This is a genomic window from Bacillus sp. SRL337 (assembly GCF_984799155.1).
Genome location: NZ_OZ481793.1, coordinates 1,563,731 through 1,580,488, shown reverse-complemented (window position 1 = coordinate 1,580,488; position 16,758 = coordinate 1,563,731). Strand labels below are relative to the sequence as shown.

Here is a 16,758-nt window from a genome sequence, read left to right as displayed (position 1 = left end):
CTCATTCCCCTCCCTTCATTAGTAATGATTTTTCTGCTTGATTTCTGGACTTTACATATTGCTGATGGTTTGTAATGGTGTTTAGTTTACTCATTTCTTTGTCTCTAAATATAAATTTTGTCATTGTTCCCCACTCTTCTTGTTTCGTTTTATAGTAATAATGATCAAGGATTCCTAGTACAGCCTCTATTATATTGTCTGTTACGAATAAAGGAAAATGATTCGGCATCCATGCAGGTATTTTTTCATCATTCTGCCAAAAGGAGGCCACAGCCCCTTTATGGATTGCAGCAAACAGGTCTTTATTGGAAGCGGGGATGAAAAGGCCTTTAGGCATATCGACATCCACCTCGGCTGTCACCATTTCAAATTGCAATGCCGGATCATTAATCCCCCTGGTACCTGAAACGGCATTCTTTACCTCTGAATAACTCAGCATCAGTTCAACCTCTCAATAGCAGCCTTTGCAGCCTCCCTGTCATCAAAGGTGAGCACTTTATCTCCGATGATTTGATAAGCTTCATGGCCTTTACCTGCTATGAGTACTACATCTCCTTTGCAAGCTAATGAGACAGCATGATCTATTGCTTCCTGCCGGTCAATAATAACAGAGTAATTTTCATGTTGTATACCTGCAGTCATTTCATCAATGATGATTTTGGGGTCTTCATTCCTAGGATTGTCTGAAGTGAAGATGATATGATTTCCGTATTTACAAGCAATATCAGCCATGACGGGCCTCTTCGTCCTGTCCCTGTCCCCTCCGCAGCCAACAACCACTATCACTTTTTCTTCTGTGATGGTTTCAATGGTCTTTAATACATTCTCAAGACTGTCAGGTGTATGGGCATAATCGACAATAACTGAAAAATTCTGGCCTGCCTCCACTTGTTCAAACCTGCCGCTGACTCCTTTGGTTGATTCGATGGCTACTTTGATTTCTGTTAGGGAAATCTTAGTAACCGCAGCCGCTGCTGCTGCTGCAAGGACATTATAAATATTAAACCTTCCTGCCAGCTGGATATCCAAATGGATCTTTCCTGCAGGGGTTACCATAGTAAAAGAAGATCCATTATGCCGGAGCTTGATATCTTCAGCATAAAAATCAGCATTAGGGCTCAGTCCGTACGTAAGGACATGTGCTGCTGTGGAATGAATGAAAAATTCAGCCGAGGGGTCATCACTGTTAATGATGGCAAATTTCCGCTTGTTCTCATTGTACGTGTTGCCTAGTTGCGAAAAAAGAAGGCTCTTTGCACTTTTATATTCCTCCATGGTCTTGTGGTAATCCAAATGATCTTGTGTGATATTGGTAAAAACAGCTATATCGAAATCGCATCCGTGGACCCTTCCCTGATATAGCGCATGTGAAGAAACTTCCATTATAGCCGTATTAACTCCAGTATTAACAAATTCACCGAAAAGCTGCTGAAGGGTCAGGCTGTCAGGAGTCGTGTTCTTACTGGCAATCACATCATCTCCTGTTTTCACATATAACGTACCGATTAAACCTGTTTGATCTCCGGTAAAATTAAATATCCTGTCAATTAAGTGTGTTGTGGTCGTCTTCCCGTTTGTACCGGTCACACCAATCAGACTCAGCTTTTTAGAAGGATGACCGTAAAAATGATTGGCAAGAACGGCCATTGCTCTCCTTGAATCCTTCACGATGATCACAGGGACATCCAATTCCAATTCCTGCTCGGAAACAACCGCAGCCGCGCCAGAGAGAACTGCTTCTTTTGCTAGAGTATGGCTGTCCACTTCGGATCCTTTTATACAAAAAAATAAATCACCATTGCTAACTTTTTTATGATGGTTTTTTAAGTTTGCAATTTCAGGATTACCCTCGCCCTTAGTCGTGAAAAACGGCAATACACCCAGCAAAGTTTGCAATTTCATCGTTTCAACTCCTCATGTATGTAAAGCAACCATTTTTATTTTACAGAAAAACACGCGCAAAATCTATCAACCTTTAAGATTAGTTCAGGGGGAACTACACAATATCAGAGACGAAAACAAATTGAACCTCCTTACAATCAAAGGTCGCCATGTTATAACAATATGTTGCAAGCCTGTAAAGAATGAGTCTTAACAGTGAATTGCCTGAAGCGGATAGACCGCTTCCCGCTTCAGGCAGCTCATGCACTTTTATTCTTTTGGTACATTTAAGTCTGTCCAGTTCACTTTTTCACTCTGCCATTTGGATCCTGATTGTTGCACCCTCTTTTATTTTTACACCGGGATCTGGTGACTGTGCTACCACTTTACTCCCCTCTCCACTGATGTCAAGCTTAAGGTTGATCAGCTGCTGCTGCAATTCTTTACGCGACATTCCCACCAGGTCAGGAGTTTCTAAAAGTGGTATATCAGACCATGTTGTTTCTTTTTCAATCTGGTCCTTCCTCGGCGGGACCCCCATTGCCCGTAAACTGTCACCAATGATATTGCCTACAATCGGGGCTGCAACCACACCTCCGAATTGTATGGTGCCTTTTGGATTGTCAACCGCTAAGTAAACAACAATTTCCGGCTTATCCGCAGGAGCAAACCCCATAAAGGAAACAATGTGATTGTTTTCCATATATCGTCCATCCTTAACTTTTTGGGCCGTCCCCGTTTTCCCACCAACTCTATAGCCATCTACAAATGCCTTGCTTCCTGTCCCTTGTGCAACAACACTTTCAAGAGCATACCGGATTTCTTCGGAGGTTTCTTTGGAAATCACCTGTTTCTTCGCTTTCGGGGTATTCCTCATGACCACTTCACCTGTCTTTGGATCGACAAGTTCCTTTGCTACATAAGGCTGGTATAGAGTTCCCCCATTGATTGCTGCTGACACTGCTGCAACCTGCTGTATTGGAGTCACGGCGACTCCTTGCCCAAAAGCAGTAGTGGCCTGCTCCACTGGTCCGACCCGATCGAGGTTAAATAGGAGGCCCTTCCCTTCTCCCTGAAGGTCAATTCCTGTTTTCTGGCCAAAACCGAAGTCCTTAATATATTTAAAGAGTGTCTCTTTTCCCAGGCGTTCTCCCAATTCTACAAAGCCCGGGTTACAGGAATTCTGGACAACTTCCAGGAAGGTCTGGGTCCCGTGTCCCCCTCTCTTCCAACAGTGCAGAGTTGAACCGGCAACTTCCACATGTCCTGGATCATGGAATTTCTCTTTTGTGAGATCAACTTTTTTCTCCTCAAGCGCTGCCGCCAACGTGATGATTTTAAAGGTTGATCCGGGCTCATACGTACTCCAGATGGGCAGATTACGATTGTAGATTTCCTGGGGGACATTCCTGAAGTTTGCAGGATCAAATGTCGGCCGGCTTGACATTGCCAGTATTTCCCCATTATTAGGATCCATTGCAATTGCAATGATTCCATCGGGATTATAGGCCGCTTCTGCTATATCAAGTTCTCTTTCTATAATTGTCTGAACTTTTGTGTCAATCGTTAATTTTAGGTCCAGCCCATCAACCGGTGCTTCATAATCATCTGCCATATCAGGCATCCGCTTGCCCTTAGCATCAGAGAAGAACTTTACAGAGCCTCCATCGCCGCTCAATTCCTTATTGTAAAAGAGCTCAAGCCCCATAAGTCCCTGATTGTCGATGCCGGCAAATCCCAATACATGGGACAAATAGCTCCCAAAGGGATAGTATCGTTTGGAATCTTCCGCAATATAAACCCCTTTAAGGTTCAAGTCACGTACTTCTTTTGCTTTTTCATAAGAAATCTTTCTCGCCTCATTAATTCTTACCATTGAGGCCGATTTCGTTATGTATTGATAGATATCCTCCAGAGGCAGATTAAGTGCTGCTGCAAGCTTTTCTGATGTTTTAGCCGGATCGGTAATCTGCCTTGGCACCACAAAAACAGTCGGCGCACTTTGATTCGTGGCCAATTCGACACCATTTTTATCTAAAATCTTTCCCCTCTCCGGCTCGAAGGGAATGTTTCTGCTCCAGGAATCTTTAGCCCAGCTCGTCAGCTTGTCCCCCATAAAAAATTGGACATACCCAAGCCTTGCATCTATAACTGCAAAAATTAAAATCCCCATTACAAGCGCCAGCGCCAGCCTTTTCCTCACCGTTACATTCGAAACCCTTTTCACACCTAGTACCTCCCCTTATTTGGCTCGTTCAATTATATGCCTGTACAAAGGAAAGTATGTTGATTTCTGAGAATGTAAATGGCATCCTGAAGAACAAAAGGGGAAGCGCTTTTGTTCTTCACCAAACATTCGTAAGACGAGCAAGATGGGTGTCTTTAACCTTCTTGACATGGAGCTGGACCCGGAAATCCATCATATTTTCAACCCTTCCCAAGAATTTTATAGTTACCCAGACAATGAAAAAGGCCGGAGGATTTCCTCCGGCCTTTTTCATTAGTTCAATGGGGCTTCTTCATCCGTTTCATTTTCTTTCTTTTCTTCCTTCATTTGCTGCTCAGGGGTCTGGAATGTAACCACAAGAGGCTCTGACTCATTAATCGTGGAATCAGGTTTAATATTTTGTTTGGTTACATATCCTGTTCCCACCATATTGAGTTCTAGATTGGCCATTTTAGTAACTTTCAGTACATCCCTTACCGACCAGCCTTTCATATCCGGTATGGTTAACTTTCGGTCTGTACGGAGAATGATCCTTTCACCTTGAAGCATCATTGTCCCAGGGGATGTTGACTGCCCTGCGACCGTCCGTCCATTTCCAATAACGACTGGGTCCAATCCAGATACTTCCAGTTCTTTTTTAGCCTTTTCAACAGGTTCACCCGTTAAGTCGGGTAATTCTGATCTCTTCAAGCTTTTACTTTCCTCCGGCTTGATATTCAGGTACTTCAAGCTATTCAGCATAACCGGGTTAAATACCTGTGATACCGGATCGGAGCCTATTTCTGTCGGCTTTAACTCCGGCTTTTTAATTGCCACATAAACAATAAGCTGCGGATCATCAGCAGGAGCCATCCCTAAGAATGAGAATAGATAGTTTTCCTTCCCCCATTGATACCCCCCATTTTCAAGGTCAGGGATCTGGGCAGTACCTGATTTCCCCGCTACATCATAGCCTTCAATTGCAAATTTCTGTCCGGTACCGTGCTCTGAAGTTACAGTGGTCGCTAGGTATTCCCTTACTTTTTTGGCTGTTCCTGGAGAAATAGGGTTCCCCGCAGCTTCCGGTTCAGTTTGTTTAATGACCTCTTTTGTAGTATGATCAACAATTTTTTCAATTACATACGGTTTCATCATTGTTCCGTTATTCGCAATAGCAGTTTCAGCCTGGATAATCTGGAGGGGAGTGACGGTTGTCCCTTGTCCAAAGATTGTTGTATATTTCTCTATTGGATAATGATAAAGAATCTTTCCGGGAGTCTCATTGGGAAGGTCAATGCCTGTTAATTGCCCAAACCCGAACTTATCCAGGTATTCCCGATACCGGTCCTGTCCTATTTCATCCAATAACTTTGCAAAGGCAACATTGGAAGACCTTTGGACCCCTTCAAGATAAGTGATGCTTCCCCATCCTTCGCCGCCATTATGATCGCGGATTGGAACAGGGTTCCCATCGACAAAGTATTTACCAGATTCATAGTATGCATTTGGTGCAAAAGCACCTTCTTCGACTGCAGCTGCCAGGGAAAAACTTTTAAAAGTAGACCCGGGTTCATACGAGGATTCAACAATTTCATTCTGCCATGACTTCAGATCGTCCCTCGTTTCTGGATGGAATGTCGGTCTTTGAGCCATAGCCAGAATCTTTCCCGTTTTGGGATCCGCTACCACTGCTAGCATTTTCTCAGGTTTATACTGTTCATCCACTTTTCTCATTGTTTCTTCAAGGAACGTTTGAATCTTTTTATCTATCGTTAAATAAACATCGTTTCCGTTTTGCGGAGGTGTCACATGCTCTTCGCTCTGCGGGAGAATATATCCCCATTTATCACTATCATATTTAACTTTTCCATCCTTGCCTGTGAGATATTTATCAAGGCTTTTTTCAATACCCATTTTACCCACAATATCAGTGGCACTCCCCTCATTTTCCTCTTTCTGGGCAAACCCTATTAAGTGGGAAGAGAAGACACCATTCGGGTAAAATCTTTTTGCTTCCTTTACAAAAGTAATCCCCGGCAGTTCCTCTTTTTCTATTTCAAGTTTGACCTGATGGGAAATTCCCCGTCCGGCACTCCCGAATTCAACTTGGAAAAGATCATCGCTGATTCCATTTGAAAGGCGTTCATAAAGGGTTGTTTTTTCCACATCTAAATATGAAGCGAGCACCTCAGCCGTCTTTTCAGGATCGGAAACATGCTTCGGCTTCTCGCTGTCTTTTGAAACTGATTCATCAATTATCGCTATGAGGGTATAGGCAGAAGTATCCTCCGCAATCACTTCTCCTTTTTGATCAAAAATCGTTCCCCTTGCTGCTTCCAGCACACCGCTTTTCAGGTATTTCTTCGCAGCCTGTGCTGCCAATACTTTCCCGTCGGCTTCACCCGTCACCTGAATAGTGACAAAGCGTACCATCAAAACAAAAAAGAGCAGGCCGAAAAATCCAAAAAGGATGGCCGCTCCAATTCTCATTCCAGGTTTCTTGTTCATTGATTCTGCACAACCTTAACGTTCTTTTCTTTCAAATCAAGACCAAGTTCTTTCGCTTTCTCCAGGATTCTCTCGTATGTACTTAGTTCACTGATTTGTAATTTGAGGTCAGTATTCGCTTTTTCCTGTTTCTCAATTTGTGATTGAACCACCTGAATGTCTTTGTTTGTTTTATATATGGATGACTGGGTCGAAATAATGTTAACAGACATAAAACAAAATACTACGCCAATGATTGCCACCAGGATTTTTTCTCCAGGAGTAATCAGCGGCCTTTTTTCTTCTCTTACCGGGACTGTTTCCTGCTGTCGCTGGGGCTGTTGAATTGTCTGTTCTCTGTAATTCCTTGCTACATTGCTCACTCTCTCTACTCCCTTCTGTAAATGTTTAAGCTTTTTCTGCTACTCTTAACTTGGCGGAACGAGCCCTGTTATTTCTCTCTAATTCTTCTTCACTTGGCAGGATCGGTTTCCGGTTAACCAATTTCAACTCAGGCTTATACTCATCTGGTATGACAGGCAGTCCTGGTGGAAGGTCAGGTCCAGAAGCTTTTTCCTTGAAAATACTCTTGCAGATCCTGTCTTCGAGCGAGTGGAAGGTAATGACGCTTATCCTTCCGCCAGGCTTCAGAATATCAATTGATTTTTCAAGAGCTTCTTCCACGGCGTCCAATTCATCGTTTACAGCGATTCGAATTGCTTGGAACACCCGTTTTGCAGGGTGGCCGCCCTTTCTTCTGGCAGGTGCCGGGATGCCGTCCTTTATGAGTTCCACAAGTTGTCCCGTTGTTTCAATAGGCTGGATTTCCCTGGCGGCTTCAATCTTTCTCGCAATCTGCTTGGAGAACTTTTCTTCTCCATATCGGAAGAATATCCTGACCAGATCAGCGTATGGCCAATTATTCACCACTTCATACGCAGTCAAGTCACCTTGCAAGTCCATTCTCATATCAAGTGGAGCATCGTGGTGGTAGCTGAACCCTCTCTCCGGTGTATCCAGCTGCGGGGAGGAAACGCCAAGATCAAACATGACCCCGTCAACCTGCTGTACTCCCAATTCATTCAGTTCCTCTTTTATAAAGCGAAAATTGGATCTGACAAAGGTTACCCTGTCCAGGTATGGAGCAAGCCTTTCTTTTGCATGATCAATAGCCGACTGGTCCTGATCGAAGCAGTAAAGCCTTCCGGATTCACCTAATTGGGAAGCTAAAAATTCACTATGCCCGGCGCCCCCAAGTGTACAGTCAACATAAATTCCGTCCTTTTTGATGTCCAGCCCAAGCACTGTTTCTTTTAATAACACTGTTGTATGTTCAAACATTTTCATTCACCTTTCCAATCGAACTGCAAGTTTATTAAGCAAAGTCTATTTCCGAATCGTTTGTTGTGTTTGCAGAGCAGATCATATATCAAAACCAATCATATTCTCAGCGATTTCTGCAAAGGAATCCTCTGACTGTGAGAAATAGTCTTCCCATAAAGGCTTACTCCAAATCTCAATTCGATTGGAAACTCCCAATACGACACATTCCTTTTCTAGCTTTGCATACCCCGTAAGTGTGGAGGGGATGTTGATCCGCCCGGTCTTGTCCAGTTCACATTCAGTTGCACCGGAAAAGAAAAACCGGGTGAAAGCACGTGCGTCTTTCTTAGTCAGTGGAAGAGATTTAAGTTTTTCCTCAAGTGCTCTCCATTCCTCAAGCGGATATCCAAATATACATTGATCGAGTCCACGGGTCAAAACAAAGGCATCACCAAGATGCTCCCTGAACTTCGAAGGGACGATTAAACGGCCTTTATTATCAATGTTATGCTGATATTCGCCCATGAACATATCCACTGCCCCCACTTTCTAACACAAATGTACCACATTCCCCCACTTTTCACCACATATAAATAATTTCTTTTTCTTTACAATTATTCCTGCTTATTTCAGTCTTCTTTTTATAGCATTTTGGGAAGGTGGGGCATGGTAGGGAAATTAATGAGCTTCTTTCAAGATAGAGTCAAAATCCACATGGATTAAACCATTTCCGCTGGGATATCTCAACAATTAGGTTTGTGCCCAAGTAAACTGAGCCAATTTTCTATACACTGTCTGCCCGTTCTCTAATGGAATGCCGCGTTTCTTTCGCGTTGTGTCAGAAACTTGCTCTATCCCGCTGCGAAATACACTATTACCGAAGAGTTTGGTCCATTTTCACATGCCCCTCGCGCTAGACTTGTTTTTCCCGGGCGTAACGCCCATTTCCCATAACCATCTCGAACTCTATTGCATGACCAGGCATATTAAGCTTTTCTAACCACTAAAACATCCACATTCCCACGCAAAAAAGGAAGAAGGTGATGTCTAATCACCTTCTTCCTTTTTGCTTTATATCTTTACCACTTTATGTTTTCCGTCAAATTCCAACGGAAGCTCCATCAATTCCTTGAGAAAATCTCTCCCATACCGGTTCAGGAAATAATACAAATTCCAGATTCTTTCCTGTGGTGCTCCGTCAGGCTTCAGCGACGCCTGTACTCTGTCGTATTTTCCCAGCTTCAGTTCATATTTGCTCTTTATTGACTGATCTGTCTTCAATCTTAAAAAATCAAATTGCTGTTTGTGGAAAGCGAGATTCTTCTCGATGATGCTCTCCAACCCTTTATCAATTCCAGCTGCCTTTGGAAGGATCTCCTTATAGGATTCCCTGAGTGCAATTTCCGCTTCATCAATGTTTGTTTCAAGAGTCACATCTTTAACGGAATCCCAATAGCTCTGCTTTTCCTTCTGGACCCCTTCTTTAAGGACTGTATCCAGCGAAAGGCCGAGTTCCTCGATATTTTTGTTTATGTCACGTTCAAGGATGGTCAGGTTCAGCCTTGGCACAATCGGCGGCATCTTGAATCCAGCCCATTCAAACGCCTGCTTGAGTTCACCCCAATAAGCTATTTCACCAGGTCCCGCTATAAATGCAAGGGTGGGGAATAACCACTCCTGCATTAATGGACGTGTCACGACATTATTACTGAATCTATGGGGTTCAGCATGGAGAATCTCTTCAAGTTGCCCTTGTGTGTAATGGATTTCCCCATTTTTTCCCCTGAAATGGTCCCCTTCTTTTTCGAGGAGGATCCGTTCTCCGTTTTCCGTAATGAACAGGTTAGCTGCATTGTCTTTCATCTCAATTGCAAGGGGAAAACCGTCTGCCAAAATGTTTTCCTGCTGTCCCTTTACCTTTCCCGTTATAGTGCTGCTGCCTTCAATCAAATGATGAAAAAAAGGCTTTTCCAGAGTTCGTAACGGAGGATATGCAGAATCTATTATGAGGAGGCCGTAATCTTTGAACAGTGACATAATGATGCTGCTGAAGAAATCAACGATAGATCTCGATCTTTCAATCGCATCTTCCAGGTCAATCAGGATGTCTTTCGTGAACTCCGTTTCTCCAAAATGATGAATCACTTGATTCACCCATTTCTGCATGGTCTCTTTTTCATAAATGAATTCACTTGTCATTTTTTTATCTGCGGACCGCTCTGGATAACCCCTTTTTTCAAGCCGGCCTTGAAGTTTTGTATATACATGATTGATTTCCTGATAATCATGATCTTCACCAGCTATCCAAAAGACCGGCACAACCGGGGAATTTAATTTTAGTTCCTGCTCTTTAGCAAGCTTTATAATGGAAATGACTTTATGTATCGTATAGAGTGGGCCAGTTAACAGACCTGCCTGCTGGCCTCCAATAACTACAGATGCATCTTCTTTCAGCTTACCCAGTGATTTCTCAACTTCTTGGCTGGAAGGAAAGGGTCTCATGTACCCTTCGATAACCCTTACCAGGGCTTCCCTTGGGAAATCCCTTTTTTTCAACTCTGTGACTCTATTTGCAAACAGGTCCGAATCGCCCAGGTTGTAATGAAAAAAAGAAGTTACAGGAGATTCCTGCTGTAAGTATAATGAAGCAAAACGATTTGTTGCTGGAATATATAGGCTTTCCAGTTCCATATTAAATGACTCCTTTTCTTCCATCTTCTACTGTTCGTAGTATAGCATTCCACAACAATAAAAGGAAAAAACTTGCCTGATATTTGTTTTTATCAGAGACCTAAAATGTATTCGCAATGCTTGAAGCAATCCCATATACCAAAAGGATGATATATGCTGTAGAGAATATTAGGAAACTAAGCCTCCATCCACCTTTGATCACCTTACGGAATATAATCTCCTCCCTAATCCTCCAGTGGACAATCGAAAGGATTCCTGTACCAGTCAGGATCATCAATAAAAGCACCCAAATGAAGGGTTTATCCCAGATCACCAGGATGATAAAGTGAACAGATATGATCAATAGGAATGTGGTAATATTGAGAGCAGTATTAACGGCTTTTCTATGGTTTCCGCTAATTTGTTTCATTAGGATGAAGGCAGTCAGATAACCTAAAAATGGGGCCAGGGTAAAGACAGCCGACAGACCAGAGATAAAAGAAGACAATTATCCTTTCCTCCTTTCGTGATCAAGTCCTTCAACCATTTTATATAAATAAGGAATGATTGAGAGCGAAACCTTGCTTCGGCCAGCACGTTCAATTACCGCTCCAAGTATTGCCTCTATTTCTGTTTGTCTGTTCGCCCGAACATCAGCCAGCATTGAAGAAGTATTCCCTTTTGTATTGAATGCAATTGCTTTAATGTCTTTAAAATGAATTACTCCGTTCAACGTTGGATACACAAGAAGGATTTCTTTAAATACAGAGTGAGCAAGGTCCTGGAAATTTTCATTCTCAATCAACCTGCCATTCTGCACCCCCAAGATGGCTGTTAACGGGTTGATCACAGCGTTGACCGCAAGTTTCTCCAGGAGCATCAGTTCATAATCAGGGAGTATGCAAAAAGGGAACTCGGCACTTTCCTGCGATAACCTGGCAAGCAGCTTTGCACCTCCCCGAAACACTGCTGTTTTTGTCTTTCCTTTTCCTTTGTGGGCCACTTCATGGTCCGAAAGCTTCAGTGCCCCATGTTCAATGGTGCCCACATATAAATTTGAATGATGAAAATTGTCCAGCATCTCAAGATGGCCAATTCCATTCTGTAAGAACAATAGAGGAATATTTTTGGGGACTTCATTCATTCTCTCAACAAGATTGAGTAAATGGTATTGCTTGACTGCGATGATAATCAAATCATTTTCTGAAAGATCACCAAGATGATCCTCAACTTTGACCTTGATCACTTGATGGTCATTTTGATCATCGTGGAGTATGACCCCTTTACTGTTGATGGATTCTTTCTGCTCTCGCCTTCTTACATATAATGTCACATCATAAATTTTACCGAGATAAGCAGCAAAAAGCAGGCCTATTGCCCCTCCGCCGATAACTCCCACTTTCATATTCATCTCCTCAATCCGGTCCGTATTGGTTATTATTTCTAAGAATATTCTATCATTGACACAAGACAGATGAAATAGTCCTGGTCTGGAAATCATCCGGGATTAACAAAAAAAGGGCTAACCCTCAGATCTCTTATCTGCAGGTTAACCCCTTCGTTGATCAGACCGGATATACCGGATGTTTTCTTGAGCTGAATTCCACTTCTTTTGTTTCATAAAGTTTAAAGCGTTCAATCAATACATTCCGAAGCTCATTCGGCCCTGTGATTTCATCTATAATCATTTCAGATGCAAGCTTATAGATATCAATGTGTTCCTTATATTCCTTCTGTTTTTCCTGGACATATGCAATGCGTTCTTTCGGATCTTCAATCGCCTGGATCTTATTGGAATACACCGCATTCACAGCTGCCTCAGGCCCCATTACTGCAATTTGGGCAGTTGGGAGGGCAATACAGACATCCGGCTCAAAAGCAGGACCCGCCATTGCATATAGACCTGCTCCATACGCTTTCCTAACAATGACAGAAATCTTCGGTACAGTTGCTGAGCTCATTGCAGCAATTAATTTTGCTCCATGTCTGATGATTCCCGCTCTTTCCACCTTGGTTCCGATCATAAATCCTGGCACATCTGCAAGGAAAAGAAGAGGAATAGAGAATGCATCACACAAAGTAATGAATTTGGCTGCCTTATCTGCAGAGTCCACAAAAAGTACCCCGCCCTTTACCTTCGGCTGATTCGCAATGATGCCAACGGGCTTACCGTCAACGCGGGCAAAACCTGTGACGATTTCCTGAGCGAATAGCTTCTTCATTTCAAAAAAGCTTCCTTCGTCGATCAAAGCATCGATGCATTCGTACATATCAAATGGTGCATTCTGATGTTCAGGGATAATCTGCTCTAATGTTCTTCCCTCTTTAGGTTTCACCGCTTCTATACCCGAAGGCTTATGAAGGTAATTTGCCGGGAAGTAAGCCAGGTAATCCTTAGCCGCTTTTATCGCCTCTTCTTCAGAATAGGCCAGCATATCACCTACCCCACTGACCGAACAGTGCATTCTCGCGCCACCCATTTCTTCGAGTGTCACTTTCTCACCAATAACCTTTTCGGCCATACGTGGAGATCCTAAATACATTGAAGCATTCCCATCCACCATGATGACAATATCACAGAAAGCAGGTATGTACGCTCCACCAGCAGCAGAAGGCCCAAACAAAAGACAAATTTGCGGGATCATGCCTGACATTTTCACCTGATTATGAAAAATTTTTCCTGCCCCCCTGCGGTTAGGAAACATTTCAAGCTGATCGGTAATCCTTGCCCCTGCAGAGTCGACAAGATACAGAATCGGCACTTTCAGATTCAAGGCTGTTTCCTGTATCCTGATGATTTTTTCAACTGTCCTGGCTCCCCATGACCCTGCTTTGACGGTCGAATCATTGGCCATTACACATACCGTCCTGCCTCCAATTTTTCCTGTTGCAGTCACTACTCCGTCTGCCGGCAGGCCTTCCTCCTGGCAATTGGCAAACATGCCATCTTCCTGATACTCTCCGTTATCGAATAATAAGTTCAAACGGTCCCTGACAAACAATTTATTTTGTTCCTTCAGCTTTTCATGATATTTCTCTTGTCCGCCGCTTAATATTTTCTCCCTTTTTTCTTCCAGTACATGTTCATATGTTTTTTGAGTCACTGAAAAATTCCCCCTTTGTGATCAGTTGCCAACCAAGAAATGAAAGTTTAATCCGCCATCTCCAAACGTCCTGAAGTATTATTCAAATGTAACCAGTACGTCACCTTCGTTAACAAAATCCCCTGCATTTACTTTAATTTCCGAAACTCTCCCTGCTGTTTCCGCCTCTACAGGGATTTCCATTTTCATTGATTCAAGCATGAGGATCGTGTCACCGCTATTGACCTCTGCCCCGCTGTCTACCAAAACATTTAATACTGTCCCTGCCATTGATGCTGTAATTTCTTTCATAGTTAGTTCCTCCTATTAAGTCGATGTATTATTTATTTACCGCTTGCCTCGAACTGATCCAGGCGGTATTGTATGAACCATCTTTAAAGCTTTCTTCCTTTAAAATTTCCCTGAATAGAGGGATATTCGTCTTAACGCCCAGTATTTCGGTTCCCTCAAAGAACTGGATTGCTTCCTGAATACAGTCTTCCCGGGTATTGCCGTGAATGATGACTTTAGCAATCATCGGATCATAAAATGGTGTAACATTATTTCCTTCTTCATATCCGCTGTCTATTCGAACGTTTTCTGTACGTCCCCATGTAATGGACGAAATAGCCCCTGGTGAAGGGAAGAATGTTTTTGGATCCTCCGCGTATACACGGAATTCGATGGCATGCCCTTTATTTTGGAGTGCTTCCTGATTTGATAAGGGAAGTTCCTCTCCTCTGCTTACAAGAATCTGCCATTTCACCAGGTCCAGGTTTGTAATACTCTCCGTAACGGGATGTTCAACCTGAAGCCTTGTGTTCATTTCAAGGAAATAGAAATTCTCCTCTTTATCAACTATAAATTCAACAGTCCCCGCGTTGACATAGCCGACTGCTTTACCTGCACGGACTGCAGCATCATACATTTTCTCTTTCGCCTGATCTGATAACTCGGGTGAAGGTGCTTCTTCAATAACTTTTTGATTGCGTCTCTGTACTGAACAGTTCCTTTCAAACAGATGGACAATATTTCCTTTTTCATCCCCGAATATTTGGATTTCGATGTGTCTGCCATTATCAATACACTTCTCCAGAAATACTTCGTCATGGCCGAAATATGCTTTTGCCCGGTTTCTGGTAGAGTCAAAGCTTTGAACGAGCGCTTGCTCATTATTACAGCGGACCATCCCGATACCGCCTCCTCCACTGCTCGCCTTCAGCATCACCGGATATCCAATGGATTCCGCAACCGACTTAGCTTCTTCTAAAGAAGCTACTCCCCCTTCACTTCCAGGCACGACCGGAACCTTCGCAGCCAGCATGGTCTTCCTCGCTGCCACCTTATCACCCATCATTTCCATAACTTCCGCCGATGGACCGATAAATGTAATCCCTCTATCTCGTGTCTTCCTTGCAAATTCGCTATTCTCGGATAACAGCCCATAACCAGGATGAATACCGTCTGCATTTTCACGGCTAGCAATGTCCAGGACCGTATCGACTTGCAGATACGACTTATTCACTGGTGGTTCGCCTATCCTGAAGGCACTGTCAGCTTCCTTCACGTAAGGCATATCTTTATCAGCATCTGAATAGACTGCGATCGTTTCAATTCCCATTTCCTTGCATGTTCGGATTATTCTCGAAGCAATTTCTCCCCTGTTTGCAACTAAAATTTTCTGCACAACATATCCCCTTTCTAATCAGTTGAAACGCATTCTAGTAATTACTTTCTACAAAAAAACAAAAAATCCTCCTTGATTTGCAACCGCTTTCTTTAATGTGTGCAGAATTTTTTGTATTTTTGTTATATAATGATAATATCATAATCTTCAGTTATAGTAATGATGAATGATTGAATAGGCTCTTCTTATAGATTCTTATTCATACACTAAAGAAGGTGTACACCATATCATTTGCACAGGAGGTAACCGGTATGACAGTAAAGGTTGAAAAGCTTAAAGTGAATTATAAAACACTCGAGGAATTCAAGAAGTTTAGAGAGTATGGAGTCCAGGAGCTTTCGATGATGGAAGATCTAGAGTCTAATATTATTGAAAATAACAGTGAATCTCCCTTTTACGGTATTTACTTTGGAGATGCCCTGATCGCACGGATGAGCCTGTATGAAAGGGACTCGCGATATGACCAATATTTCGATCCGCCACAGAATTATCTGGAACTATGGAAGCTGGAAGTCCTTCCGTCCTACCAGGGAAAAGGATATGGAAAAATACTGGTGGATTTTGCAAAAAGCTTCAATATGGCCATTAAAACAAACCCACGGATTCATTCTCACGGTTTTTGGGAACAGATGGACTTTGAAAAAGCCACCTATGAAATGGAGAGAGACTTGGGGCAGAATCCGCTTATCTGGCTTCCGGAAGGTGTAAGTGAGCAGAAACATTGATTCGCAGACCCCCAGGGGATACAAGCAAAAGGCTGACTTGGGGTGTCAGCCTTTTGCTTATTTTTGGAGCCTTTGAAGGTTTCCGTTTTTATCCATCTGAAATTTCACTTTATCATCCGTTTCCTGGAGCAGCGCCATTTTACGTGCTTTTTCAAAAATGGAAAGAAGGGACTGGTGATCTTCTTCAAGCAATTCAAGCTTATCTTGGTAAACAGCATTAGCCTCTTTTAATTTCTCGATCTGCTGCTCAAGTATTTCTGTATATTCTTCCAGTTTCTTATATGCCGATTCTAATTCTAAATCTTGATTCAAGCTGCCCTTTAAGCTCTCCAAAAAATCAATGACTTCATTTAATGTCAATTTCGCCGGTTGAGACTCATCTGCCTTCTTCACAGGAACGGTTTCCTGTTTCACTGGAGGTTGCTGGGTCTTAGTCTCCCCCGAAGGTGAAAACACGGGCTGCTTCTTGTTTTCTTTCCGCTGCCTTTTGGCAAGTTCAATACCGGACTTATACTGTTTGCGCACAAATGAATTCCAGCGGAAACCGCAAGCTGCTGCTGTCCTTGATAATTTCCTTCCAACCTCTTCAAAAGCTTGAAGCTGAGTCCCACCTTCTCTGATATGGCGAAGGACTACCTCGGCAAGCAATAAATCCTCATCCTGACTCCAGGCATCTTGTCTATTAGAAGTCACTCC

At 42.9% G+C, this 16,758-nt stretch carries 15 protein-coding genes; 1 reads left to right on the top strand and 14 read right to left on the bottom strand.

The features are described 5' to 3' along the window. Position 1 precedes the first annotated feature (1 nt). The 13 genes from AC4E8A_RS07730 to AC4E8A_RS07670 form a co-directional block, all read right to left on the bottom strand. Positions 2–439, bottom strand: coding sequence for a hypothetical protein (locus AC4E8A_RS07730; protein WP_490197790.1), 438 nt, complete (start codon positions 437–439; stop codon positions 2–4). Continuing rightward, positions 439–1,902, bottom strand: a complete 1,464-nt coding sequence (locus AC4E8A_RS07725; protein WP_490197789.1) for a UDP-N-acetylmuramoyl-L-alanyl-D-glutamate--2,6-diaminopimelate ligase — start codon at positions 1,900–1,902, stop codon at positions 439–441. The genes AC4E8A_RS07730 and AC4E8A_RS07725 overlap by 1 nt, the downstream gene beginning before the upstream one ends. A gap of 289 nt (positions 1,903–2,191) precedes the next feature. Next, positions 2,192–4,108, bottom strand: a complete 1,917-nt coding sequence (locus AC4E8A_RS07720) for a stage V sporulation protein D (RefSeq protein ID WP_490197788.1) — start codon at positions 4,106–4,108, stop codon at positions 2,192–2,194. A 273-nt stretch (positions 4,109–4,381) separates the two neighbouring features. Next, on the bottom strand, positions 4,382–6,595 hold the full coding sequence (locus tag AC4E8A_RS07715) for a penicillin-binding protein (protein WP_490197786.1): 2,214 nt from the start codon (positions 6,593–6,595) through the stop codon (positions 4,382–4,384). Further along, a complete protein-coding gene (gene ftsL, locus AC4E8A_RS07710) occupies positions 6,592–6,957 on the bottom strand; it encodes a cell division protein FtsL (RefSeq protein ID WP_490197785.1) in 366 nt (121 codons plus the stop codon). The genes AC4E8A_RS07715 and ftsL overlap by 4 nt, the downstream gene beginning before the upstream one ends. A 25-nt stretch (positions 6,958–6,982) precedes the next feature. After that, positions 6,983–7,915, bottom strand: coding sequence for a 16S rRNA (cytosine(1402)-N(4))-methyltransferase RsmH (rsmH, locus tag AC4E8A_RS07705; protein ID WP_490197783.1), 933 nt, complete (start codon positions 7,913–7,915; stop codon positions 6,983–6,985). A gap of 81 nt (positions 7,916–7,996) precedes the next feature. Continuing rightward, entirely contained in the window at positions 7,997–8,428 is a 432-nt protein-coding gene (mraZ, locus tag AC4E8A_RS07700; protein WP_490197781.1) for a division/cell wall cluster transcriptional repressor MraZ, read from the bottom strand. Positions 8,429–8,968: 540 nt separating this feature from the next. Continuing rightward, a complete protein-coding gene (gene bshC / locus AC4E8A_RS07695; protein ID WP_490197780.1) occupies positions 8,969–10,588 on the bottom strand; it encodes a bacillithiol biosynthesis cysteine-adding enzyme BshC in 1,620 nt (539 codons plus the stop codon). 100 nt (positions 10,589–10,688) lie between these two features. Continuing rightward, positions 10,689–11,075: a DUF3397 domain-containing protein gene (locus tag AC4E8A_RS07690; RefSeq protein WP_490197779.1), complete on the bottom strand. Its 387-nt coding sequence runs from the start codon at positions 11,073–11,075 to the stop codon at positions 10,689–10,691. After that, positions 11,076–11,972 (bottom strand): 2-dehydropantoate 2-reductase, encoded by an 897-nt coding sequence (locus tag AC4E8A_RS07685; protein WP_490197778.1) that lies wholly within the window; start codon positions 11,970–11,972, stop codon positions 11,076–11,078. A gap of 160 nt (positions 11,973–12,132) precedes the next feature. Continuing rightward, positions 12,133–13,671: an acyl-CoA carboxylase subunit beta gene (locus AC4E8A_RS07680; protein ID WP_490197777.1), complete on the bottom strand. Its 1,539-nt coding sequence runs from the start codon at positions 13,669–13,671 to the stop codon at positions 12,133–12,135. Between the two features lie 78 nt (positions 13,672–13,749). After that, positions 13,750–13,962, bottom strand: coding sequence for an acetyl-CoA carboxylase biotin carboxyl carrier protein subunit (locus AC4E8A_RS07675; protein ID WP_490197776.1), 213 nt, complete (start codon positions 13,960–13,962; stop codon positions 13,750–13,752). A 28-nt stretch (positions 13,963–13,990) separates the two neighbouring features. Continuing rightward, positions 13,991–15,337, bottom strand: coding sequence for an acetyl-CoA carboxylase biotin carboxylase subunit (locus tag AC4E8A_RS07670; RefSeq protein WP_490197775.1), 1,347 nt, complete (start codon positions 15,335–15,337; stop codon positions 13,991–13,993). 251 nt (positions 15,338–15,588) lie between these two features. Here AC4E8A_RS07670 and AC4E8A_RS07665 point away from each other — a divergent pair, with 251 nt between their 5' ends. Next, positions 15,589–16,062 (top strand): N-acetyltransferase, encoded by a 474-nt coding sequence (locus tag AC4E8A_RS07665; protein ID WP_490197774.1) that lies wholly within the window; start codon positions 15,589–15,591, stop codon positions 16,060–16,062. A gap of 57 nt (positions 16,063–16,119) precedes the next feature. Here the strand turns inward: AC4E8A_RS07665 and AC4E8A_RS07660 are convergent, their stop codons facing one another. Continuing rightward, a complete protein-coding gene (locus AC4E8A_RS07660; RefSeq protein ID WP_490197773.1) occupies positions 16,120–16,755 on the bottom strand; it encodes an RsfA family transcriptional regulator in 636 nt (211 codons plus the stop codon). Between the last annotated feature and the right edge of the window lie 3 nt (positions 16,756–16,758).